The organism is Streptomyces sp. NPDC002896 (assembly GCF_040295225.1).
Classification (GTDB): domain Bacteria; phylum Actinomycetota; class Actinomycetes; order Streptomycetales; family Streptomycetaceae; genus Streptomyces.
The window spans coordinates 15044-37418 of the sequence record NZ_JBEOVA010000039.1; the positions used below are offsets into that span (position 1 = coordinate 15044).

Sequence of the window (22375 nt, forward strand, 5' to 3'; positions counted from 1 at the left end):
CCTGCTCGACGCCGTCCTGGCCCTGACCCGCGACGTGTCCGGCCGTGCCGACGCGGCCGTCGACCAGGTCGTACAGCAGGCCCGCGACGCCGACTACTCCTGGACCGTGATCGGCGAGCTCTGGTCCGCCGGTCTTCTCCGCCGAGGCCCAGACGGCCCTGGTCAGCGCCGAGCAGCCGGCCACCGAGCGCACCCCGGCCTGCGGCATACCGCAACTGCTTGCCGTCATCGCCACCAACCCCGGCTCCCGCGCCCGCCGCGTCCTCAACGACCTCGGCGTGGACCCCAGGCGGGCCGGTGCAGCTTGGCCTGGCTACTCGGCGGATTTTGGTTACCTTCAGCCAGGTTGGAAGAATGCGAGCAATTTCTGGGCGGCGTCCGGCGACGTCAGCAATTCCTGCATGTCCGCGGACATCCGGGCGGCAGCGCTGGTGCGTTCGAACATCTCGCGTTCGTATTCTTTGACGGCGGCGGGAAAGTCGTCCGGGTGCGCGGCCAGCGCGAGACCGAGCAGGGCGCCGTCGAGCAGCGCCATGTTGGCGCCCTGCCCCACCGGCGGCATCAGGTGCGCGGCATCGCCGAGCAGCGTGACGCCTGGCGTCGACGGCCAGGTCAGGCCGACCGGGAGAGTGGTGATCGACCGCGGCACGACCGTGTCGTCGCAGGCCGCGATCAGCGCGGTGAACCGTGAGTCCCAGCCGGGGAGCAGGTCGATCAGCCGCGCCCGGGCGGCGGCCGGGTCGTCGAACGGGATCCCGCTGGTAGCGAACCAGTCCTCGGCGGTGTTATAGAAGCTGAGGCCGATGCGAACGCGGCCGTCGCCGTTGCGCTGCGCCGCCAGGGATAGTCCGTTGCCGAGCACCCAGTAGTTGCCGCGCCCGACCATCGCCGCGAGGTCGGGGTGCGTGCGGTCGATGTCGGGAATGCCGATCTCGACGACGTTCTGGCCGATATGCGCCGGGCGGGCGTCGGTGAGCAGCGCGCGGACCCGGGACTGCGCGCCGTCCGCGCCGACCAGCAGGTCATACGTCGCACTGCTGCCGTCGGCGAAGTGCAGCAGGCCGTTGTCGGCGGATTTGAACGCGTGCCCCCAGCGCACCACGTCTTCGGGGAGGGAGTCCAGCAGCAGGTTGCGCAGATCGGCGCGGTCGACTTCGGGTCGATCGAGCGGGGCGTCGTCGGGTGTGTCCTCCTGGAGCAGCAGGGTGCCATCCGGCTCGAGAAGACGCATGTCCTGGCCTTCGCCACGGGCAATCGCGTAGAACTGGTCGATCAGACCGGCCTCGCGCAGCGCCCGCTGGCCGGAGTGGATGTCGAGCATGCCGCCCTGACCGCGCGCACCGCGTGACGATTCACGTTCGTACACGACGGCGTCGATGCCGTTCACGTGCAGCACACGGGCCAGGGCCAGACCGCCCAAGCCGGCTCCAACGATGGTGATGGTCACGGTTGCCTCCGATTCACCGTATTGCCTGCTCGCGGGAGATCGACCCGTGGTGCGCGCGGGCCACCACCGGCGGGGCGCCGAACGCGATCCCGGACTCGCCGATCGCCTCGGCCGGGAATGTGGTCAGCTGGCCAGCCTCGGTTGGCTCGGCGAGGGGCGACTACCAGCGCGTGCTGGCCGGCGGCGACGGCCTGCCAGGCGCCGCGCTGCGCCTCGGTGGGCGCGGCGAACGCGCCTGTGAACCACGCCCTGGTCGCCGGCGAGAACGACGCCAGCGCATCGTCGCTCACCACGCCCCCGTCCTCGCCTGTCCCACCGACAGTTTCCGGCCCGCTGATCAGCCGGTTCACCGGCGGAGCCGGGGCGCGAGCACCGTGCGCACGACCTTGGCCACGTTGCTGGCGACGGATCCGCCCTCTTCTTCGGGTTCCGGTTCCAGCACGCGCTGGATCTGCAGCAGCAGCTGGTTGGTCGACCGCCAGAGCGGGACAAACATGCCGGCCACCGGCCCGACGCCCTGGATCGGGCCGTCGGACAGCTCGGTGACCTTCTTGGCGATCGTGACTGTTGCCGGGTCCCGCAGGATCAGGTGCACCTCATCGTCGACCAGCCGGATTTCCATCTTGCGCGCGGCGGCCTCCTCCGGGTTCGCGTCCGTGGTCGTCTCCGGATCCAGTTCGTCGATCTTGGCGGCGACCGCGTCTGGGTCGACCCCGAGTTCGCGCAGCGCCCTGGCCGCCATGCTGTTCTCCGCCCGCAGCATCGCCTCAAGCAGGTGATGGCTGCCGACCGGTGCGCCACCGGCCAGCGCGCTGGCGGCGGACACGGTGTCCTCGGTGGCAGGTGTGCCGGCCGGCCATGGGCTGGCCGCGACGTCCTGCGATCCCTTCACTGATGCCAGCACCGCGGCACGGATCTTGCTGATCGGATTGATCCGCTCGGCAAGCACCTTCGCGCCGACGCCCTCACCTTCCCTGACCAGGGCGAGCAGGATGTGTTCCGTACCGATGTAGGTGTGGTGCAGCTGCTGCGCCTCGCGCAGGGCGAGGTCCAGCGTCTTCTTCGCGCGCGGCGCGAACGGGATATGGCCGCTTAGCTCCTGTGTGCCGGGCTTGACCACCGCGGCGATATCGACCTGCGCCGTCTCCTTGTCGTACCCGAGCTGGTGCAGAACTTTCGCCGCCATGCTGTCCGGCGCGTCGAGCAGCCCCAACAGGATGTGCTCCGTGCCGATGTGGTTGTGCTTGAGCAGCCTCGCCTCCTCCTGAGCCGTGACGACCACCTTGCGGGCTTCCACCGTGAACCTTTCAAATGGCATGGCTCCATGGTCTCAACCATGTCAATACACTGTTATTGATAGGGTCACCATGCTGAAGGGAGGGTGTGATGGAGACACCGTCGGACTGGGAGGACCGGCTCGCGCGCTGGCAGAATGAGCTGGAGCTGTTCGAGCAGCTGGACGAGACACCCTGGGTCACGCTGGCCAAGGCGGAGGCCGAGACCGGCGTTTCCCGCTCCGCCCTGCGGTCCTGGTACCGCAATGGCGAGATCCAGTCCCGGCTGGTGGACGGCCCGAACGGGCCGCAGCGCCTGGTCCAGCTGGACGCGGTGATCGAGCGCGCCGCCGCGTCACCGCGCATTCAGCGCAGGGCGGAACGAGAAGTCAGCCTGGAAGCCCAGGTCACCCTGCTACGGCACCGGGTTGACCAGCTTGAGCTGCGGCTGGCCGCGCTGGAGCGGAAGTGACCGGCGCGAGCAGCACCATGCCATCGTCGGCCCGGAACGGTGCGACCGTCGCCGGATCCGCCTGCTCATCCACGACCAGGATGTATGGCCGGTCCAGCGGCGCCCAGTAGGGGAACGGGCTGGCACCGAGCTTGGAGTGGTCGGCCAGCACCACCGCGGTCCGTGCCGCGTACAGCATCACGGGTTTCAGCTGCGCCTGCTCCAGCGTCGGCACAAAGGCCAACAACCTGTGGGGTCTCAGATTGCCTGGCCGAATCTCACGGCCGGTGGCCACTCTGCGGCCGATCGGCCATGGATCTGAGACTGGCTGGTAAACCGATCACCCGCCTGAAGTTCGAGAGTGCCAGCTCCAGGAGGAGAGCCACGAGACCCATCACGCCAGGAGGGTGCGCCAGCGGCCGGCCGACTCCATCATGTCCTCGATGACTCGCTCCAGGAACGTCCCCACCTTGGCCAACCGCTGCCCCACGGGCGTGTCCAGCCCGAGCGTCTCGGCCGCCGCCATCGCGGCCTGCGCCGACTCGAGCGTCTGCCGCGAGCTGATCACGATCGAGTGGTACCAGGCGTCGTCGTCGACCACGTAGATGTCGCGACGCCGCTGCGGATCGCGCTCGCGCCGGACATACCCCTGCTGGACGAGGAAGTTTACGGCCACGGAGACGGAGGCCGGGCTGACCTTCAGTCGGCGGGTCAGCTCGGCTGCGGTGCGCCTGCCGTCCTCGGACAGCAACAGGTCGACGTGCACGCGCGCTGTCATCCTCGGCATCCCTGACCTGACCGCCAGCTCGATGATCTCCTCTTCCATCGTGCCGCCCGGCACTCCGGCCGCGCGTGGGGGTGCCGGTGTGCCGCGCTGCGCCCGCTGGGCCGTCGCCCGGTGCGCCTGCTGGGGCCGGTAGCCGCCGGGGCCGCCGTTGCGCGCGACCTCCCGGCTGATCGTCGAGGTCGGCCGGTCGAGCCGCCTGGCGATCTCGGCGTAGGAGAGCCCGTCCGCGAGTCCGGTCGCGATGCGCTGGCGGTCCTGCTGGGTCAACCGTCCTCCTGGCATGCCACCAGTATTGCCTTCGCCTTCATTCATTGCAACGCAGCATTGCATTCGACCCCAGCGTCATTGCATCAATTTACCGCCATCTACCTGCACAAACACCTTTCGAGCGATTGACGGTACTCCGAATGCAACGTAGCTTTCGGCATGCGTCAAACACGCTGTCGCGAGATGAGGAATGGCCATGAGCGAATCCCTCCACACCGTCACGACGCTGCCAACGGAGCGTCAGCCCGGCTGCCCCTTCGACCCGCCGGCAGAGCTGATCGACGCCCGTCGGCACGGCCCCATCAGTCGCTACACCCACCCCGGCGGAAAGCCCGGCTGGCTGATTACTGGATACGACCTGGTCAGGTCGATCCTGGCCGACTCGCGGTTCAGCTCGCGCAAAGAGCTCCTGAACGTGGTCGACTTCGAGATCCCTCCGGCGCCGCCCGGCGAGTTCCTCCTCATGGACGAACCACAGCACGGGCGCTACCGGAAACCACTGGTGGGCAAGTTCACCGCACGGCGGATGCGACTGCTCACCGAACGCATCGAGCAGATCACCACCGACTGCCTGGACGCCATGGAGAAGACCGGGCCGCCGGCGGACCTGGTGACCGCGTTCGCCAAGCCCATCCCCACCATCATCATCTGTGAGCTGCTGGGGGTGCCGTATCAGGACCGGGACTCATTCCAGGAGCAGATCGACAAGTTCATGAACGGGGAGACGAGCGACGCGGACCTGGTAGCGGCCTACACCGCGACCCAGAACTACCTCGCACAGCTGGTGGCCGCCAAGCGCGCGAACCCCACCGACGACGTGCTCAGCGAACTCACCGACAGCGACCTGACCGATGAGGAGCTGCAGGGGATCAGCCTGATCCTGCTGGCGGCCGGGTTCGACACCACCGCGAACATGCTGTCCCTCGGCACCTTCGCGCTGCTGCAGAACCCGGCGCAACTGGCCGCGCTGCGCGCCGATCCCGCGCTCACCGACCAGGCCGTGGAAGAGCTGCTGCGGTATCTGAGCGTCGCCAAGTCGTTCATGAGGACGGCGCTGGTGGACGTCGAGGTGGGCGGCCAGACCATCAAGGCCGGCACGACGGTCGTCCTGTCGTACAACACCGCCAACCGCGACCCCGAGCGCTTCACCGATCCCCACGTGCTCGACCTCCACCGGCAGGACGGCGGGCACCTCGCCTTCGGCCACGGCACCCACCTGTGCCTGGGCCAGCAACTGGCCCGCATCGAAATGCGGATCGCCCTCTCCGCGCTGATCAACCGCTTCCCCACGCTGCGCCTGGCCGTACCGGCCGAAGAAGTCGGCCTGCGCCCGGAGACCGCGGACATTTACGGAGTGAAGAACCTCCCGGTCACCTGGGACGTGTGACCGCGAACTGGTGACGGGTGAGTTCGCATACGCTCGCCCGCCACCGCTGCGGTTACTCGCCTGCGATGATCGCGCCCGCGTCGCCCTAGCCGCGCCGCAGCTCGAATCGCGGGCCGCCCAAGTGCCAGGCGTCGGTGCCGGATGTCGACGGCGGCGACGTTGGAGAGGGACGCGTCGGTGCTGGCGGCCGGAACGGCAGACGCGGACACCAGAGCACACCAGCGCCACCGCACCACCCACGCCACGGCGCGGCTGGAACAGTGGACTCCGGACCAGGATCGCCGCGCGGACGTCGCGGTGCGGCTGGAGGACGGGACGCGTCTGGCGCTGGAGGCACAGCGGATGCTGATGACCGACGACGCGTGGCGGGTGCGCCACCGGGACTGCGCCCGGCAGGGGATCGTCGATGTGTGGTTCTGGCGGCCGCGGGTGCACTTCCCGCACGTGGTGCTCGACGAGGGCCTGTCGGTGTGGTTCTACGCCCCGTCAAAGGGCTCGGTATGGACGGCGTTCGGCCGACCCCACCAACGGGTGCACCAGTGGTGGAAGGCCGAGAACCTTTCGGTGTTCGGGCTGCACCATCCGCCGTGCGCGCTGGACGAGCCGGAGCGTCAGGCAATCCCGCTCGGTGAATTGGACCTGGGTCCGGGCGGCGCGGTGCTGCCGGAGGCGCTGCAGCAGAAGCTGCGCGCGCGCAGCGTGAGGCCAGCAAGGAGGCGAAAGAAGCGGCGGGAGAGCGAGGCCCGCTACGCCCGGCAGGTGCGCGACGCGGAGCGGCAGCGGGCGCAGGCAGCGGCTCGCCCGAAGCCGCCGCCCCTGCCTTCACGTGCCGGCGGGCGGGCTGCGGTGCGAGGTGTGCAAGCGGCCCTTGGCACCGGCAGCTGGCGCGGGCGGGGCGGCACATCCTGTGCTGATCAGGCCCGATTGGATCCGCTAGTTCGGTCCCGTCGCCTGACCGGCCCCAGAGCGTCTGCATCACGCAGCTCACCCGTCCGTGACGCATCACTGCACCGCAGAGGGCGTTTCGGGTTTCGTGTGGAGGATCTCGCGGGCCTGCTCCGCGGCGCGGATCGTGCTCTCGCTGACGAAGTCGAGGAAGCGGGCGACGTTCTCGAGGCGGGCGCCGGCCGGGGTGTCGGAGCCGAGGATGCCGACGCCCTGCCGTGCGGTCTCGACGATGTGGGCGGTGGAGCGGGCGCTGGCCATCATCGATTGGTACCAGACGTCGTCGTCGACGACGTAGCGCTCGCGGCGGCGTTCGTCGCGTTCCCGGCGCACCAGGCCCTGGCTCTCGAGGTAGGCGATTGCTTTGGAGATGGACGCCGGGCTGACCTGGAGGCGTTGGACGAGTTCGGAGGCAGTGAGGCTGCCGGTGTCGGTGAGGGTGAGGCAGGCCATCACCCGGGCCATCATCGTGGGCGCGCCCGAAGCCATGATGACGGTGGTGAACACCTCCTCGTACTCGCGCACCGCTTCGGCGTCGCGTCCGTAGGCCTGCACGGGTGCCTGCGCCCCCCGGGGGGCGGTCTGCCGACGCCGGTGGGTGCGGCGTTCGGTGGCGCGGTGGGCCAGGTCGGCGCGGTAGGTGGTGGGGCCGCCGTTGCGCATCACCTCGCGGGTGACGGTCGAGGTCGGGCGGTCGAGGCGCCTGGCGATCTCCGCGTAGGCGAGGCCGTCGGCCAGCCCCAGTGCGATCTGCTGGCGTTCGGTCTGGGTGAGCCTGCCTCCCGGCATCGCGGTCTCCTTCGTACTCCGTGGCGCTTCCTGGTGCTTCTCAGCGCTTCCCGACACCTCCAACATAGCGTTCACTCTCAATTCATTGCAATGTCCGAGCGGCTGACGTTGCGTTACTTTCAGGAGCGTTGCAACGATTTTAGGGCTTCTACCTGGTGCTACGTCAGTTTCTCGCAACAAGCATGTTGAGTGATCTTTGAATGCAACGTAGCTTTTCCATCGTCAGAAACGACGAGTCGCAGGAGAGCATGATGCAGAAGTTCGACACCCCCGCCCCGATCGCCGCCGTCCTCGACATCCCCGCCGGACGCATCCAGTTCATCGCCGCAGACCGCGCCGACACCACCGTCGAGGTCCTGCCCGCCAACCCCTCCAAGAGCCGCGACACCAAGACCGCTGAGCAGACAGTCGTCGCCTACGCCGACGGCGTCCTGCGGATCACGGCCTCGACGCCCGACAACCAGCTCTTCGGCCCCTCCGGATCCCTGGAGGTCACCATCCAGCTGCCCGCCGGCTCCCGCATCGAGGCCAAGGCCGCCAGCGCCGAGCTCCGCGCCGTCGGACGCCTCGGCGACATCGCCTTCGAAGGCGCGTACCGCCAGATCAAGATCGACGAGGCCGCGAGCGTCCGCCTCACCGCGACCGACGGCGACGTCGAGGTCGGCCGACTGGGCGGCCCCGCGGAGATCAGCACCGCAAGGGGCGACATCCGGATCGCCGAGGCCGTGCGCGGCACGGTCGTGCTCCGCACCCAGTCCGGCGACATTTCGGTCGCCGCCGCCGCCGGAGTCTCGGCCTCCCTGGACGCCGGCACCTCCTACGGCCGCGTCAGCAACGCCCTCAAGAACGATGGCACCGCCGAACTCGACATCCACGCCACCACCTCCCACGGCGACATCACCGCCCGCAGCCTCTGACCCGCAGCCTCCAAAGGAGCACCCCTCATGACCGACTTGGCCATCGCGGCGAACGGGCTGCGCAAGTCCTACGGCGACAAGACCGTCCTCGACGGCGTCGACCTGACCGTCCCGGAAGGAACGATCTTCTCCCTGCTCGGCCCGAACGGCGCCGGCAAGACCACCGCCGTCAAGATCCTCTCCACCCTCATCTCCCCCGACCCCGCCAGTGGCCAGATCCGTGTCGGCGGCCACGACCTCGCCACCGACCCCCAGGCCGTGCGTGCCGCGATCGGCGTCACCGGGCAGTTCTCCGCCGTCGACGGGTTAATCACCGGCGAGGAGAACATGCTCCTCATGGCCGACCTGCACCACCTGTCCAAGCTCGAGGGACGGCGGGTCGCCGCCGAGCTGCTGGAGCGCTTCGACCTGGTGGAGGCCGCGAAGAAGCCCGCCTCCACCTACTCCGGCGGCATGAAGCGTCGCCTCGACATCGCCATGACCCTGGTCGGCAGCCCCCGGATCATCTTCCTCGACGAGCCCACCACCGGCCTCGACCCCCGCAGCCGCCACAACATGTGGCAGATCATCCGCGAACTCGTCACCGACGGCGTCACCGTCTTCCTCACCACCCAGTACCTGGAAGAGGCCGACGAACTCGCCGACCGCATCGCCGTGCTCAACGACGGGAAGATCGCCGCCGATGGCACCGCCGAGGAGCTGAAGCGGCTGATCCCCGGCGGGCATGTCCGGCTCCGCTTCACCGACCCGGCCGCCTACCAGTCCGCCGCCGTCGCGCTGCGCGAGGTCACCCGGGACGACGAGGCGCTGGCGCTGCAGATCCCCTCGGGCGGCAGCCAGCGCGAACTGCGCTCCCTCCTCGACCGGCTGGACTCCGCAGGTATCGAGGCCGACGAGCTGACCGTGCACACCCCCGACCTCGACGACGTGTTCTTCGCCCTGACCGGCACCAAAGTGCCCACCCAGACCAACCAGCCCAGCCAGCCCAAGGAGTCGGTCCGATGAGCTCCCTCTCCCTCGCCGTACGCGACTCGTCCACGATGCTGCGCCGCAACCTCCTGCACGCGCGCCGCTACCCCTCCCTCACCCTGAACCTGCTGCTCACGCCGATCATGCTGCTGCTGCTCTTCGTCTACATCTTCGGCGACGTGATGAGCACCGGCATCGGCGGCGCCGACCGCTCCGACTACATCGCCTATATCGTCCCGGGCATCTTGATGATGACCATCGGCGGCACCGTGATCGGGGCCGCGGTGTCCGTCGCCACCGACATGAACGAGGGCATCATCGCCCGCTTCCGCACCATGGCGATCCACCGCGGCTCCGTGCTCATCGGGCACGTCGTCGGCAGCGTGCTGCAGTGCATCGCCAGCGTGGTCCTCGTCGGTGCCGTCGCCGTGGCCATCGGCTTCCGCTCCACAGGCGCCACGACCCTGGAATGGCTGGCCGCGTTCGGACTGCTCGCGCTGTTCGCCCTGGCACTCACCTGGATCGCGGTCGGGATGGGCATGGCCAGCCCGAACGCCGAGGCCGCCGCCAACAGTGCACAGCCGCTGATCCTCCTGCCGCTCATCTCCAGCGCCTTCATCCCGGCCGACACGATGCCGGGCTGGTTCCAGCCCATCGCCGAGTACCAGCCGTTCACCCCGGCCATCGAGACCCTGCGCGGCCTGCTCCTCGGCACCGAGATCGGCCACAACGGGTGGCTCGCCCTCGCCTGGTGCCTGGCCCTGTCCGCGCTCGGCTACTTCTGGTCGAAGGCGGCTTTCAACCGCGACCCGAAGTAACCCCCATGACAGCGCGGGCCGCCTCCCGCAACTCGCGGTCGCCCCAGGGCGGCGTACCCCGACACCGCGTCGGCGTACGCCGCCCCGTCCGCGTTCTCGGCCGCCCGCCGGGCCCGGGACGCGGACATCGTCGGCTGGAACTCCCGTAGCACGCCGAGCCGTTCGGCCAGCGCGACCAACCGCACGGCGGAGGTGTCCCCGGACGCGATCCCCGTGCCCGAGGAGTCGAGGCCGATGCGGATCGGCCTGGGTCACTTGCTCCCGCCAAGGCGGCCGCCGCCTCATGTGAGGATGTGGCAATGGCGTGGCTGAGGAAACGCGGGATGCGGACGGTCGGGCTCGTGGCCGCGGCGAGTGCGGCGCTGGCGCTGACCGCCTGCAGCCAGGGCAGCTCCGACGACGGGGACTCCGGGGACCGCGAGGCGAAGTACAAGCGCGTCATCGAAGACCCTCACCCGCGCCCCGCCGACGTCATCGAGGCGGCCGGCGCACCCACCGGCGTGGTCCGCGCGGACGACGGCTCGCTGCTCCTGACGTACGACGCCAGCAATGTCGAGGACGACGAGGGGCCGGCCGCCACCGCCTGGCGCATCGTCGGCCCCGACGGCCGTACGGTCGCCGAGCATGCGGAACACGCGGACGCGGAGGCGGCGCCGGCCGCGTTCAAGGGGATGCGCGGGGGCTTCGTGCGGGTGCCGCCGGGGGAGGGGTCCGAGGGAGCGTACGCCCTCGACGTACGCGGCAAGCGGCACAAGGTCATCATCACCGAGACCCCGTTGCGCACCCGCCCCGGCGACATCCTGCTCGCCGAACTGGAGCCGACCCTCATCTACCGCCCCGCCACGCGCACCGTGGCGCCCCCGGCCGGAGTGCCGGACGACGCCATCCGCCTCGCCGTCGACGAGCGGGGCACGGCCTGGAGCCTGGACCAGCCCCTGACCGAAGACCCCAACCGCGTCGTATGGCAGCGCGACGGTCGCACCCTTGGCTCCACGGCCGTCCCGAAGCCGTACGCGGGGGGCATCCTCGCCGCGCGGGGTGGCACCGCGGCGCTGTCCCTCACCCGGGGCGAGGGCGTGCGCGGCCTGTTGGTGACGACGGACGGCGGCGAGAATTGGCAGACGGTCCTCGCCGGCGGCATTCCCTGGAGGGACCTGAAGCGTGGCCCGGAGTCGCTGGTCCTGGAGCTGCTTGCGGACGGGCGGCTGCTCGTCGGCGAGGAAGGCGGCCGCTACTGGCTCGCCGACGACCGCACCAACAGCGCCTTCCACGAGCTGAAGACGCCGGCGAAATTCACGTCGTTCACCGTCGACGGCACGACGCTCTACGGGATCGCGGACGCGACGACGGCGACGTACGACCTGGTGAAGGGCGAAGGGCTATGGATCTCTCGCGACGGCGGACGCGAGTGGAGGCGCTACGAGCAGCGCGGATAGCGGCGGAACGGGTGCGTGTGCGCATCCGCAAGCTCCCAACCGCCACCCCGGCGCACCAGCCCTTCGCGCCACTCAATGTTCGGTGGCACGGACCTACTGTTCATGAACAGAGCCAGACGGGCAACGGCTGCTGGTCGCCCGCGGTGTCGGCGAACGCTGGACCGAATTGGGCCTGGCTCAAGGCATCCGCGACCAAGTCCCGTTCGCAGGAGATCAACCAGCTCAAGGCCGTCCTGGTCGCCGCCGACCCCGCCCTGCGCGAGGGTGCTGACCGGCCTGAGTAATCCCAAGCTCTCCGGCCCTGTCCGACGCGGTGACCTCGACGGCCCCTGTCAGCCTGCCAGCCGAGCCTTCCAGATCTCCTCGCTGGGCCATTGCCGGGCCCAGTCGGCGGAAACTTCTGCGTAGTCGCGATGTGCGGGCTGGGGCGCCTGAATCTCAATCAGGTCTTCAACGACGAAGCCGCAGGACCGAAGCAGACGGAGCATCTCGCCATGCGGCAGGACGAACTGCACGTGACTTCCCCAGTCCAGTTGGGAGAGGCCAAATTGCGCGCGGCGCAGGGTGGTGGATGCCGGCCCCTCGGGCGGTACGCACAGCGCAAACAGCGGTGAGTAGCGCGAGAACACCAGCCGGCCTCCAGGAACGAGAAGCCGGGCTGCCTCCGGGATCCACTGGTAGGGGTCGCACCACAAAGAGGCGCCGTACTCGCTGATTGCCAGGCCGAACGTGTTGTCGTCGTAGGGCACTGCCTCGGCTTTGCCCAGAACCAGGGGGAAGTCGATGCCGAACTCCGTCTGCATCGCGCGAGCAGTGGCGAGCTGCTTCTCCGAGAGGTCGATCCCGACCGGGTGGGCCCCTGCTCTGGCCAGCCAAGCGGAAACGTAGGCAGTACCGCAGCCCAGCTCAATGGTGGGCATCCCGGCTATGCCGTCGGGAAGCACGGAGACCTGCGACTCAGGGGTGGCCCACAACCCCCAGCGCGGTTCCACCTGCGACCAATGGTCGCGGGCGAGCGGCCGTGCCACGCAGCCGCCTGGTCATCCCAATAGCGTCGGTTCTGCTCCACATGGTTCACACGGCCGTCATGAGCAGTCATGGAGGCATTCGATCGAAGATGCTGATGCTTCAGCAACGGAATTACGTGCCTCTCTCGTCTTCGCCGGGAACGACCGGCTGGTACGACGATCAGGTGTCCAGGAACTGCTTGACTTCGCCGTCACGACGCTCTCCTCAGCTGCCAGCAATGAGTGCCGCACCAGCCAGCCCACGACGACGCGGTCGCCCTGCGTGACCTGCTCCGCGAGCCCACATGCACCGCTACCAAGATCGCTACAGTGCTGCGCTCCTGGCCCCAGGCTCCCTGACGGGCTGCATCAATCCCCGCGCCGGCCCCCGAACCGCAAAGAGTTATTCGCGAAGAACTCTTTGCGAAGAACTCTTTGCGGTCTACCGTGTGCGGTATGACCGACGCATTGAAGAGGCCGGATGGCCCGAACGCTGAAGAGGACTCGGTTGTTCTGGATGCCAAGGGGCTGCGCGCCCTGGCGCACCCAGTGCGCGTGCAGTTGGTCGGGCTGCTGCGGAAGTACGGCCCGTCGACGGCTACCCGCCTCGCGGAGCGGCTGGGCGTGAATTCCGGGACGGCCAGCTACCACCTGCGCCAGCTCGGCGCGGCCGGCTTCGTCGAGGAGGATGCGGAACGCGGCAACGCGCGAGAGCGCTGGTGGCGTTCGGTACACCGGACGACATGGTTCAACGACCCGGACCTGGCCGATCGAGAGCCCGAGGCCACACTGGCCTACCTGCAGTCCGTCGCCGCCATCTACACCCTGCGCACTCAGCAGACGCTGAACGAGCTGCAGACGATGCCCCGCGCGTGGCGGGACACCTTCGACATGAGCGACTGGGCCCTGCGGCTCACGCCCGAGGAAACCGCCGCCCTGCGCCGGGAGTTGAAGACAGTCATCACTCGCTACCGGCGAGACACGCCGGAGGCAGCGGCAAGTGCCCCCGAGGGGGCCGAACGGGTCGCCGTGATCACGCACCTCCTGCCGGAACTGGATGCGCCTGCCGCGCCGGCGCTCCATTCCAGTCCTCAGACAGCTACAGGAGCGGAGACGTCATGACCAACGACGCCTCGGGCGTCGACGGCATACCCAGCAAGCGGTCCTTACGGCCGCTAGGCGGGGTGCTGGCGGCCACGGCCGTGTCGCTGACTGGTACTCGGATCTCGGCCGTGGCACTGCCCTGGTTCGTGCTCGTCACGACCGGCAGCGCCACCCAGACCGGACTGGTGGCCTTCTGCGAGATGACTCCCTATGTGGTGGTCAAGGCCTTCACCGGGCCACTGGTGGACCGGATCGGCCCGCGGGCGGTTTCCTGGTCCACGGATCTGGTCAGCGCAACCACCGCCGCGGCGGTTCCCCTGTTTCACGCCCTGGATCTGCTCTCCTTTCCGCTTCTGCTGGCCTTGGTCGCGCTGATCGGCGCGGTCCGCGGCCCTGGCGACCTGGCCAAGGAGGTCATGGTCCCGGAAGCGGCTGAGCGCAGCGGGGTGCCGATGGAGCGGGCCACCGGTCTGTCCGGCGTGACCGAGCGGCTCGCTTCCACCATCGGCCCGGCGGCCGGCGGCTCCCTGGTGGCGCTGCTCGGCCCCTTGACGGGGCTTGTCGTCAACGCGTGCTGCTTTGCTCTCGGATCGGTGATCATCGGACTGGCGCTGCCCCGCGGCATGGGTCATGCGGCCGAGGAAGCCTCACCGCAGGCCGGAACGACAGGACCGGGCTACTGGCGACGATTTGGCGAGGGCTTCACCTTCCTGCGCGGCGAACTATTGCTGCTCAGCATCATCGTCATGGTGGGGATCACCAACCTTCTGGACGCTGCGTTCACCACGGTGCTCATGCCCGTCTGGGCCAGAGAGTCCGGCAACGGGCCGACTGCGATCGGCCTGATGGGCAGCGTGATGGGAGCCGCCGCGGTTGCCGGGAGCCTGATTGCTGCGGTGGCGGCACACCGGCTGCGGCGCAGGGTGGTGTTCTTCACCGGCTTCCTGTTGGCCGGGGCACCGAGATTCCTGATCCTCGCCTCCGACGCCCCCCTGGAGGCGGTACTGGCCGTCTTCGCCGTCAGTGGGTTCGGTGCGGGCTTCCTCAACCCGGTGCTGGGGGCCCTCCTCTTCGAACGGGTGCCGCGCCGGATGCTGGGCCGGGTCAACGCACTCGGTGACTCACTGGCCTGGGCCGGTATCCCGCTCGGTGGACTGATCGCTGGGGCGGCGGTGGCCTCCGTCGGACTTGTGCCGGTGCTGCTCGCCGGCGGGGCCGCGTACTTCCTCACCACGAACCTGGCTGGACTGCGGCCGGAATGGCGCGAGATGGACCGTATGGGTGGGCGAGGCGTCCTGAAGCCGCACCCCAAGGAAGACGCTCCACAAGACAGTGCGAATGTCGCGACATGACGTTCACCGGAGGGAGGAGAACCATGCGCCTGTCCTCTCCCTCTCCCTCCCGCTCCGCGGACTACGCGAACAAGAAGATCCGCGCCAGGCCCGTCGTGGAAGCGCTCATCCACGTCACGGCGAAGGAGTTCAACGAAGGCCAGCTGCGGCCGCTGGGCGGCGTCCACCGCGACCACGGCGCGGAACCCGTCGTGAACACCTGGCGGGAGGCCGAGCGGCAGTTCTCCAGCACCTCGGGCCCCTCGCTGGTGAAGGCCGCCAAGCGGCTCGGCTACATCAACGCCGGGGGCCGCAGCCTGCCGGCGGGCGGTCGAGCTGACGGGGTACTGCTACCGGATGCTCGGTTCCTCCTTCGAGGCCGAGGACGCCGTGCAGGACACACCGAACACCCGCTACGCGTCATCGACGCCGCCCAGCAGACAGCCGACGCCAACGCGGACCTGCTCGCGGCCGCCCTCGCCAGCGGAGGAGACCCGGCCAGCCCCGCCGGCGCAGCATGCGGCAAGCCGCCCGCACAGTCCTGCAGACCGCCACCGAACAGGTCACCGACTAACCGCGCGCACCGAACGGCCCCATCCGTGCACGCTGCACCCCCGCCCCCCGTCGGGGGCACCGACGAAAGTGCCCTGGCAGCACCGACGAAACGGGCTGATCGTGGAAACGATCAGCCCGTTTCTGCATGGGACAGGTGGGGCGTGAGGACACCGCCGTGCTTGCACGCGTCGAGAACTCCATGATCTTGGAAGCCCGTGCCTGTCACGTTCCCAGAACTCCGTCGAACTGACAGGTCGTCACGCGGGCGTCAAACGTCTACGGCGAAGCTCTGACTGCCCGCCCAACGACGAACCCCCGCTCGCGCTGGAAGGACGGGGGTTTGCGGTGGCGGGCACGTTCGCAGGTCGCGATCGTCGACCAGGACGGTGCGGTGCGGGTGAACCGGAATCTACCCAACGGGGTCGGGACGGTGTTGCGGGTGAGGGTGATCCACGTCCATGCGGTCCACGTGCCGTGTCACGGGCCGGTGGTGGCAGGCGTTTTTACGCCCGCCCCGGGGGCACGTCATCCGCCGGCGGCGTCCTCGGCCTCCCAGCGCAGCAGGTCGCCCGGCTGGCACTTGAGCACCTCGCAGAGCGCGGCGAGGGTTGCGAAGCGTACCGCCTTGGCGCGGCCGTTCTTGAGTACCGCAAGGTTGGCGGGCGTGATCCCTACGCGGTCCGCGAGCTCGCCTACGGACATCTTCCGCCTGGCCAGCATCACGTCGATGTCGACGGCGATCGGCATCAGATCACCTCGTCCAACTCGGCCTGTATCTGCGCCGCTTCGACGTCGCGCGCGACGGCTTGGGCGAGCAGCATCCGCAGCACGAGCACGATGAGCGCGACCCCCAGGATGGCCACGCCTACCCCGCCCATGATGACGGTGACGCCCGGGTCGTCCCGCTGGCCCGGCGCATTGATGGCCGTGACCGCGAACCACACGAGGGCAGCCGCCACGATCGCGCCGATCACGCCGTCCACGTACCGGAAGGCGGCGTGGGAGAACACGGTTCCGCGTCGCACCATCGTCACCAGCCGCCATACGCAGACCAGGGCGACCTGGACCGACACCATGCCCAGGATCGTGATCACGCGCAGGGGGGTCAGTGGGAGCGACCCGTCCTCCGGGTCGGTGGCCAACGCCCACACCATCAATGCCTGTACGAACACGGTGCCGGCGAGCACCACCACGAGCACGGCGCGCAGCGCACGCACTGTCAGCTTTCCCATGACTCATCCTTCCATCGAGTTGCGATGGGAATCTATCGAAATTCGATAGGTGAAACAAGTGCTGGGGCGGAGGGTGGGCGGCGGTTTCGCACCGTGGCGGGACGCCGCCGCCTCTCATGGCATGGCGGTTGCGAGAACCGTCTTGATCTTGTCGAAGTCGGCCTTGCTTGAGCACAAATCGGACGCCACCCGACTACGCCGAAGCCCTGGGGGTGCAGTGACCGCCCGCCAGCGGGCCTGAGCGGCCTGGGCGGCCTGGGCGGCCTGGGCGGCCTGGGCGGCCTGGGCGAGCTTGAGCACCATCGCGAGGGCTGCGGCCGGGCTGCCGGCTGCGCGGGTGACCTTGGCACGGAGCTTGACCGTGGAGAACGTCGACTCGAAGCTCTCTTGTCAACCTGCGGACCCTGAAACCCCGAACTGCGTTGCGGTGGACAGCGCCTGGCAAGTTCGCCTCCGGCAAGGGAGGTAAATGCGCCACCCACTGTGATCACAACGCCACCTGACAGCTGGGGGCAGGGTCCATAAAGGGAGTGCAGGCGTTCGAGCCGGTGAGGTACGTTCCTGCCTGTTCGAAGGGGGGGGACCAAGTGGCGAAGCTGAACCAGATCATCGCTGTCGAAAAGGGTGTCAAGAGCAAGTCGCTCCAGGACATCACCGTGGCGCACCACAAGGTGCAGAAGCCCGCGCTGCTGGCCGGTATCTCGCGTACGTACCAGCCGAAGGACGAGGAGGGCGAGCAGCTGCCGCCGGAGTCCACGCGCGTGCAGGTGCAGGCAGAGGACGTGCTGCGTGAGATGTCCGCGTCGCTGACCCGGCTGTTCGACGTGACCGCCACGAAGGACTGGGCCAACTGCACGGCGCGCGCCGACGTCACGGTCGACGGGCGGACGATCGTCGCCGACGTTCCGGTCAGCTACCTCCTCTTCCTGGAGAAGCAGCTCACCGACCTGCACACCTTCGTCAAGAAGCTCCCCACGCTCGATGCTGCCGAGTCCTGGTCCCACGACCCGTCCACGGACTGGTGGAAGACGGACCCGGTCCGCACGATCCGCACGAAGAAGGTCCCGCGCAACCACGTCAAGGCGGAGGCGACCGACAAGCACCCGGCGCAGGTCGAGGTGTACTACGAGGACGTGCCCATCGGGTATTGGACGACCGTGAAGTTCTCCGGGGCGCTTCCGGCGCGGCGGGTCAATGAACTGGTGGAGCGCGTCGAGAAGCTCCAGCAGGCCGTGAAGTTCGCCCGCGAGGAGGCCAACGGTGCAGAGGTCACCGACCAGCGGGTCGGCGACGCGGTGTTCGGCTACCTGTTCGGCTGACGGCGGCCGCGGGTAGCATCCACGATCGCCCCCGCGTGCGAGCGCGGGGGTGCGCAACAGGCGCGGGCCGGATTGAGGACCGGCCCGCGCGATGAGCGCAAGCTGACACTGAAGTTCAGCCTGAAAAAGCGGTGACAGTGAAGGTTCGAGTCCTTCCCCCGGCATTACGAACACCCATCCGGGCCGGGGTAGCCCAACATGGCAGAGGCAGCCGCAATCAATCTCAGACTCTCGCTCCAGTCTCAGCATCGCCGCCGATCGCCGGATCGACCGAGGCCGGACGAACGCCGTCGGATGCGAGTTCGACTCTCGCCTGCACCTCTTGCGCGGTGCGGTAGTTCAAAGGAAGAACACGACGGCATGATGACTGATCCGTCCTCTTAAACGCCGCCGGCGTGTGCAATTGGGTGGCATCCCCAGGGGCCCGGGAGCTGGATACGACTCCCGGGCTCCGCCACGTTCCGGCTGCGCCGGGCGACCAGCTTCCCGACGAGGGCGAGTACGACGACTGGCGCGTGTGCGTGACCGACCCCGCCGAGGGCGCGGACGTAAGTCATCGGCCGGTGGTGAGGCAGCGTGCCAGGAGAGGCCGCGGCCGTCGCCCGTGGGGGAATCATTCCGTTGACCGTGGTGGCGGTGAACTTGTAGCCGCTGGTCTCGTCGGCTTCGAGCCGGCCGTAGATCTTCTCTGCGCGGGCGTAGGCGCGTTGGATGATCGCGGCTCGGCGTGCCTCGGCGTCGATGGCGCGGGCCTGCGTGGCGACGGCGGTCGCGCTGCGGTCGAAGTCGAGCTGCAGCTCCTCGGCGATGGTGCTGATCGTGCGTGGCGAGCGCTGCAGCTGGCGGGCGATTGCGCGCGGCCGAGGCCTTCGGCGTGGCGGCGGCGCGGTCCTCGTCGGTGACTGGGCGCTTGTTCTTCTTGACGGCCACGGTTCACCTCCGGGCGTGCGAAGGCCCGGCCGCCGGGGAGGTGGAGGCCGGGCCGGTCAACAGGTGTTCAGCGGCGACGGAAGAGGCAGACGAGTGCCGTACGCTCGCCGGTGAACGCCTTGGCTTCGGCGGCCGCCATGTTTGTCAGCGCCCAGCCCTGCGCTTCGATCGCTTCGATCTGCTCGCCGACGCCGGGCATGATGCCGGTGGTCCGGTGATTAGCGTTCGCTTCGATGATCTTGAAGGTGAGAACCTGTCGCCCGCTGGCGTAGGCCTCAGCTGCGACTCTGGTCGCCTCGTTGGCTTTGGCGTTGTTGATGAAGCCCATGAGTACCCCCCTGGTACACGATGATCAGAAAGGCTCAGGTTCTCAACGGGGCGGCGTGTGCGGAAGTCTTGTGGCTGTGCTGTGACGAACGTGTGGGCCGCGCAGGGCGAGCGCCAGCACGACCGGGTCGAGCGCGACCAGCGCCGTCATGTGGGCTTCCGCGACGGCCCGTGGGCTCGCTGTCGCGGTGCGAGCCGGCGAACTCGGCTCTGTGAATCGGGGGTTATCCAGCACCGTTCGGACTCCGTGGGCTTGGGCAGGACGGTGTGTCGGGGGCGTCACTCGCGGGGCCGGGTGATCAACGTGACCAGCAGCGCGGCGGCCGCGCCGGCCGTGCACAGGCCCCACACGAGGAGGTAGGCACTCAGCGTCGGGATGTCGGTACCGCTCGTCACCAGCGTTCCGAGCAGGGTGGCGAACAAGCCGCCGGCGATAGTGCCGCCGATGGTCTTGACGTTGCTGTAGACGGCCACCGCGCTGGCAGAGCGGTCCGTCGGGCTCGCTTCGACGATCACTGTGGGCAGGCCGCTGATAGCCAGGCCCATCCCCGCTCCGGCGACCGAGTAGGCCAGGGCGAACAGGTACAGCGAGGAGTGCGCGGCGATGAGGCCGGCTTGACCGGCTGTGAGCAGGACCAGACCGATCAGCAGCAAGCGGCGCATGCCGATGCGCTCCGCCAGGGCTCCGGATCGGCTGGCGGCCAGGAAGGCCAGGATGTGCGGAATGCCTCCCCAGATGCCGATTTCCAGGGCCGAGAGGCCGAATCCGTAGCCGTCCTCGTCCGGGGCGGCTTCGAGGTAGGTGATGGAGACGACGGGCGCGGCGAGCATGATGACGCCGAGCATGAACGTCGTCAGCAGATGCGGGGCGACCCGACGGCCGGCGACGGCGCGGACGTCCACCAGCGGGGCAGGGTGGCGCAGTTCCCAGCGCACCCACCCTGCGAACAGGGCCAGCGCCACCAGGATCGTCCCCAGCGTGCCCGGCTGCAGCCAACCCCAGTCGCTTCCCCGGGAGATGGCCGTGAGGAACAGCACCAAAGAGACGCTGAGCATCCCGGCACCGGCCCAGTCCATCCGCCCCGACGCCCGCTCGCGGCTCTCTGGCACGCCGAGGTAGGCGACCGCAGCGCAGAGCGCGGCCAGTACGGCGAACGCCCACAGCGTGAAACGGACGTCTCCCAGCAAGTGGTGGAGCGGGCTGGAGAGGAACGAGCCGATCATGGAACCCAGCGCGAGCGAGGCCACCAGCATGCCGACCGCCTTGCGGTTGTCCGCGGTACTCAGCCGGTCCCGGCACAGCCCGATCTCCAGCGGGAGCAGGGCCGCCAGCGGCCCGAGGAGGACCCGGCCGAGCAGCAGCAGTCCGAGGTTCGGAGCAAGCGCCACGACCACACAGCCGACCGTGATGCACAGGACGGCCACCCGCAGCATCCGCCGGTGCCCGTACCGGTCGCCCAGTCTCCCGAAGACGGGCACGGACACCGCGGCCGCGAGGAACTGGACGGCCGTGATCCACTGGGCGTCGCCGGTGCTCACCCCCAGCGCGTCCCGCATCGCGGGGATGAGCGGAGTGGTGCCGCCCTGGATGAAGCCGCTGGTCAGCTCCACGAAGACGAGCAGCCCGACCACGGCACGCACCCGTGTTCGGCTCTCCTCGGGCACGACGTCGTCCGGAGTGGCCTCGGTAACGCTCATCTACTGCACCTTTCGGATGGCGACGGGGATAGCTGCCAGGCGGGGGCATGACTCTCACGTCTTCTCAACCAGAGGCCGGCGGGCGCGTATCACGCCCGCTCGGCCACGGGGGCGTGATACGCGCCCCGTGGTCAAGGGACTTCGGTCACGTCCCCTCGCGCGTACTGACGGGGTCCGCGATCGGTAGCGTGCGGGAGAGGCGCGCGGTGGCGAGTTCGGTGAGGAGCGCTGCCTGCCGGGGCAAGACCGCGTCGTCGAAGACGGCCTGCGGCGAGTGGTTCATCGGCGCCGCCGCTGGATCGCATCCCTGCGGTGCCGCGCCGAGCAGCAGCATCGCGCCGGGCACTTGCTGGAGCACCAGGGAGAAGTCCTCCGAGCCGCTGGCTGGCTGCGGGGAGACCCACACCTGGTCGTCCCCGACCAGGTCTCGCGCGGTCTCCAGCGCGAAGCCGGTCTCCTGCGGGTCGTTGACGGTGACCGGGTACAGCACCTGGTAGTCAACGTCCGCGTCGAGTCCGTGGGCCGCGGCGATGGAGTGCACGAGTCGGGGCAGGCCCTCGGCGAGCCGGTTGTGGTTCTCGTCGGAGTAGCTGCGCACCGTCGCTTCGAAGGTCGCGGTCTCGGGGATGACGTTGTGCTGGGTTCCGGCGTGGAAACTGCCGACGGAGACCACGACCGGGTCGAAGATGTCGAAGGTGCGGGTGGTCCAGCTGTGCATGGCGGTGACCATCTCGCACGCGGCCGGTACCGGGTCGAGAGCCGAATGCGGTGAGGACCCGTGCCCGCCACGGCCACGCACGGTCACCCGCAGGACGTCAGCGGCGGTCATGACCGTGCCGGGTCGGCTGACGACCAGGCCCTGCGGGACCCGGTTGGCCGAGACGTGGATGGCGAAGGCCGCGTCCAGCGGCTTGCCAGCGGCCTCAAGCACCCCTTCATCGATCATCATTCCGGCACCGTTGTGGCCTTCCTCGCCGGGCTGGAACATGAACACCACGTCGCCGTGCAGCGATTCGCGTCGTTCCGTGAGCAACCGAGCAGCGCCCACCAGGCCGGCCGTGTGCAGGTCGTGGCCGCAGGCGTGCATCCGCCCCGCCACGCGGGAGGCATAGTCGACTCCGGAATCCTCCTGCACCGGAAGCGCGTCCATATCGCCCCGCAGCAGCACCGCACCGCCCGGGCGGCCCCCGCGCAGCACCGCCGTCACCGAACTCAGGTTCTTCCCCAGTTCGATCTCCAGCGGTAGCCCGTCCAGGGCCGCCAGGACCTTCTCCTGCGTGCGCGGCAGCTGAAGCCCCAGCTCGGGCTCGCGGTGCAGCTCCCGCCGCAACGCCACCAGGTCTGCCCGCAGTTCCTCAGCATCCGCCAGTACCGACATCCGTCCG

The 22375-nt window shown here is 69.0% G+C and carries 21 protein-coding genes and 3 pseudogenes; 11 read left to right on the forward strand and 13 right to left on the reverse strand.

The features are described 5' to 3' along the window. Positions 1 to 337: 337 nt before the first annotated feature. Together ABT009_RS40395 and ABT009_RS40400 are read right to left on the reverse strand one after the other, a co-directional pair. Positions 338 to 1447 (reverse strand): FAD-dependent oxidoreductase, encoded by a 1110-nt coding sequence (locus ABT009_RS40395; RefSeq protein ID WP_351306491.1) that lies wholly within the window; start codon positions 1445 to 1447, stop codon positions 338 to 340. A 346-nt stretch (positions 1448 to 1793) separates the two neighbouring features. Beyond that, positions 1794 to 2744: a Clp protease N-terminal domain-containing protein gene (locus ABT009_RS40400; protein ID WP_351306493.1), complete on the reverse strand. Its 951-nt coding sequence runs from the start codon at positions 2742 to 2744 to the stop codon at positions 1794 to 1796. Between the two features lie 89 nt (positions 2745 to 2833). On the opposite strand from ABT009_RS40400, the gene ABT009_RS40405 reads away from it, so the two are divergent. Next, positions 2834 to 3193, forward strand: a complete 360-nt coding sequence (locus ABT009_RS40405) for a hypothetical protein (RefSeq protein ID WP_252841671.1) — start codon at positions 2834 to 2836, stop codon at positions 3191 to 3193. A gap of 373 nt (positions 3194 to 3566) precedes the next feature. On the opposite strand, the gene ABT009_RS47590 is transcribed toward ABT009_RS40405, so the two are convergent. Beyond that, complete coding sequence (locus ABT009_RS47590; RefSeq protein ID WP_502990058.1) at positions 3567 to 4241, reverse strand: GbsR/MarR family transcriptional regulator; 675 nt, start codon at positions 4239 to 4241, stop codon at positions 3567 to 3569. Between the two features lie 181 nt (positions 4242 to 4422). On the opposite strand from ABT009_RS47590, the gene ABT009_RS40420 reads away from it, so the two are divergent. Beyond that, a complete protein-coding gene (locus ABT009_RS40420; protein WP_351306495.1) occupies positions 4423 to 5613 on the forward strand; it encodes a cytochrome P450 in 1191 nt (396 codons plus the stop codon). A gap of 1002 nt (positions 5614 to 6615) precedes the next feature. Here ABT009_RS40420 and ABT009_RS40425 read toward each other — a convergent pair. Next, positions 6616 to 7347 carry a GbsR/MarR family transcriptional regulator gene (locus tag ABT009_RS40425; protein ID WP_351306497.1) on the reverse strand — a complete coding sequence of 244 codons (732 nt, stop codon included), beginning with the start codon at positions 7345 to 7347 and terminating at the stop codon, positions 6616 to 6618. A gap of 251 nt (positions 7348 to 7598) precedes the next feature. On the opposite strand from ABT009_RS40425, the gene ABT009_RS40430 reads away from it, so the two are divergent. From ABT009_RS40430 to ABT009_RS40440, 3 genes are read left to right on the forward strand one after another with little or no spacing between them, the layout of a single operon-like run. Continuing rightward, positions 7599 to 8264, forward strand: a complete 666-nt coding sequence (locus ABT009_RS40430; protein WP_351306563.1) for a DUF4097 family beta strand repeat-containing protein — start codon at positions 7599 to 7601, stop codon at positions 8262 to 8264. A gap of 27 nt (positions 8265 to 8291) precedes the next feature. Next, the gene (locus ABT009_RS40435) at positions 8292 to 9269 is read left to right on the forward strand and encodes an ATP-binding cassette domain-containing protein (protein WP_351306499.1); all 978 of its coding nucleotides are present in this window, start codon (positions 8292 to 8294) and stop codon (positions 9267 to 9269) included. Continuing rightward, positions 9266 to 10051 (forward strand): ABC transporter permease, encoded by a 786-nt coding sequence (locus ABT009_RS40440; RefSeq protein ID WP_351306500.1) that lies wholly within the window; start codon positions 9266 to 9268, stop codon positions 10049 to 10051. The genes ABT009_RS40435 and ABT009_RS40440 overlap by 4 nt, the downstream gene beginning before the upstream one ends. Here the strand turns inward: ABT009_RS40440 and ABT009_RS40445 are convergent. Beyond that, a pseudogene (locus ABT009_RS40445) lies at positions 10032 to 10263 on the reverse strand (hypothetical protein); the annotation flags it as partial. The gene ABT009_RS40440 and the pseudogene ABT009_RS40445 overlap by 20 nt on opposite strands. 87 nt (positions 10264 to 10350) lie before the next feature. Between ABT009_RS40445 and ABT009_RS40450 the strand changes: the two are divergent. Together ABT009_RS40450 and ABT009_RS40455 are read left to right on the forward strand one after the other, a co-directional pair. After that, complete coding sequence (locus tag ABT009_RS40450) at positions 10351 to 11487, forward strand: beta propeller repeat protein (protein ID WP_351306502.1); 1137 nt, start codon at positions 10351 to 10353, stop codon at positions 11485 to 11487. A 143-nt stretch (positions 11488 to 11630) separates the two neighbouring features. Beyond that, complete coding sequence (locus ABT009_RS40455; RefSeq protein WP_351306503.1) at positions 11631 to 11771, forward strand: hypothetical protein; 141 nt, start codon at positions 11631 to 11633, stop codon at positions 11769 to 11771. A gap of 48 nt (positions 11772 to 11819) precedes the next feature. On the opposite strand, the gene ABT009_RS40460 is transcribed toward ABT009_RS40455, so the two are convergent. After that, a complete protein-coding gene (locus ABT009_RS40460) occupies positions 11820 to 12515 on the reverse strand; it encodes a class I SAM-dependent methyltransferase (protein ID WP_351306504.1) in 696 nt (231 codons plus the stop codon). Positions 12516 to 12950: 435 nt separating this feature from the next. On the opposite strand from ABT009_RS40460, the gene ABT009_RS40465 reads away from it, so the two are divergent. Next, entirely contained in the window at positions 12951 to 13616 is a 666-nt protein-coding gene (locus ABT009_RS40465) for an ArsR/SmtB family transcription factor (protein WP_351306506.1), read from the forward strand. After that, a complete protein-coding gene (locus ABT009_RS40470; RefSeq protein WP_351306508.1) occupies positions 13613 to 14950 on the forward strand; it encodes an MFS transporter in 1338 nt (445 codons plus the stop codon). The genes ABT009_RS40465 and ABT009_RS40470 overlap by 4 nt, the downstream gene beginning before the upstream one ends. 61 nt (positions 14951 to 15011) lie before the next feature. On the opposite strand, the gene ABT009_RS40475 is transcribed toward ABT009_RS40470, so the two are convergent. Next, on the reverse strand, positions 15012 to 15212 hold the full coding sequence (locus tag ABT009_RS40475) for a hypothetical protein (RefSeq protein ID WP_351306510.1): 201 nt from the start codon (positions 15210 to 15212) through the stop codon (positions 15012 to 15014). A 2-nt stretch (positions 15213 to 15214) separates the two neighbouring features. On the opposite strand from ABT009_RS40475, the pseudogene ABT009_RS47595 reads away from it, so the two are divergent. After that, a pseudogene (locus tag ABT009_RS47595) lies at positions 15215 to 15331 on the forward strand (RNA polymerase subunit sigma-70); the annotation flags it as partial. 678 nt (positions 15332 to 16009) lie between these two features. Here the strand turns inward: ABT009_RS47595 and ABT009_RS40480 are convergent. From ABT009_RS40480 to ABT009_RS47600, 3 genes and pseudogenes are all read right to left on the reverse strand, one after another. Next, a complete protein-coding gene (locus ABT009_RS40480; protein WP_010981499.1) occupies positions 16010 to 16231 on the reverse strand; it encodes a helix-turn-helix domain-containing protein in 222 nt (73 codons plus the stop codon). Continuing rightward, positions 16231 to 16716, reverse strand: coding sequence for a DUF2975 domain-containing protein (locus ABT009_RS40485; protein ID WP_351306512.1), 486 nt, complete (start codon positions 16714 to 16716; stop codon positions 16231 to 16233). The genes ABT009_RS40480 and ABT009_RS40485 overlap by 1 nt, the downstream gene beginning before the upstream one ends. 114 nt (positions 16717 to 16830) lie before the next feature. Next, positions 16831 to 17094: pseudogene (locus ABT009_RS47600) on the reverse strand (hypothetical protein); the annotation flags it as partial. A gap of 209 nt (positions 17095 to 17303) precedes the next feature. On the opposite strand from ABT009_RS47600, the gene ABT009_RS40490 reads away from it, so the two are divergent. Continuing rightward, positions 17304 to 18035 (forward strand): DUF7873 family protein, encoded by a 732-nt coding sequence (locus ABT009_RS40490; protein WP_351306514.1) that lies wholly within the window; start codon positions 17304 to 17306, stop codon positions 18033 to 18035. 997 nt (positions 18036 to 19032) lie between these two features. Here the strand turns inward: ABT009_RS40490 and ABT009_RS40495 are convergent. From ABT009_RS40495 to ABT009_RS40505, 3 genes are all read right to left on the reverse strand, one after another. Further along, entirely contained in the window at positions 19033 to 19293 is a 261-nt protein-coding gene (locus ABT009_RS40495) for a hypothetical protein (protein WP_351306516.1), read from the reverse strand. Between the two features lie 278 nt (positions 19294 to 19571). Then, on the reverse strand, positions 19572 to 20990 hold the full coding sequence (locus ABT009_RS40500; RefSeq protein WP_351306518.1) for an MFS transporter: 1419 nt from the start codon (positions 20988 to 20990) through the stop codon (positions 19572 to 19574). Between the two features lie 145 nt (positions 20991 to 21135). Then, positions 21136 to 22368 (reverse strand): M20 metallopeptidase family protein, encoded by a 1233-nt coding sequence (locus ABT009_RS40505; protein WP_351306520.1) that lies wholly within the window; start codon positions 22366 to 22368, stop codon positions 21136 to 21138. Positions 22369 to 22375 lie beyond the last annotated feature (7 nt).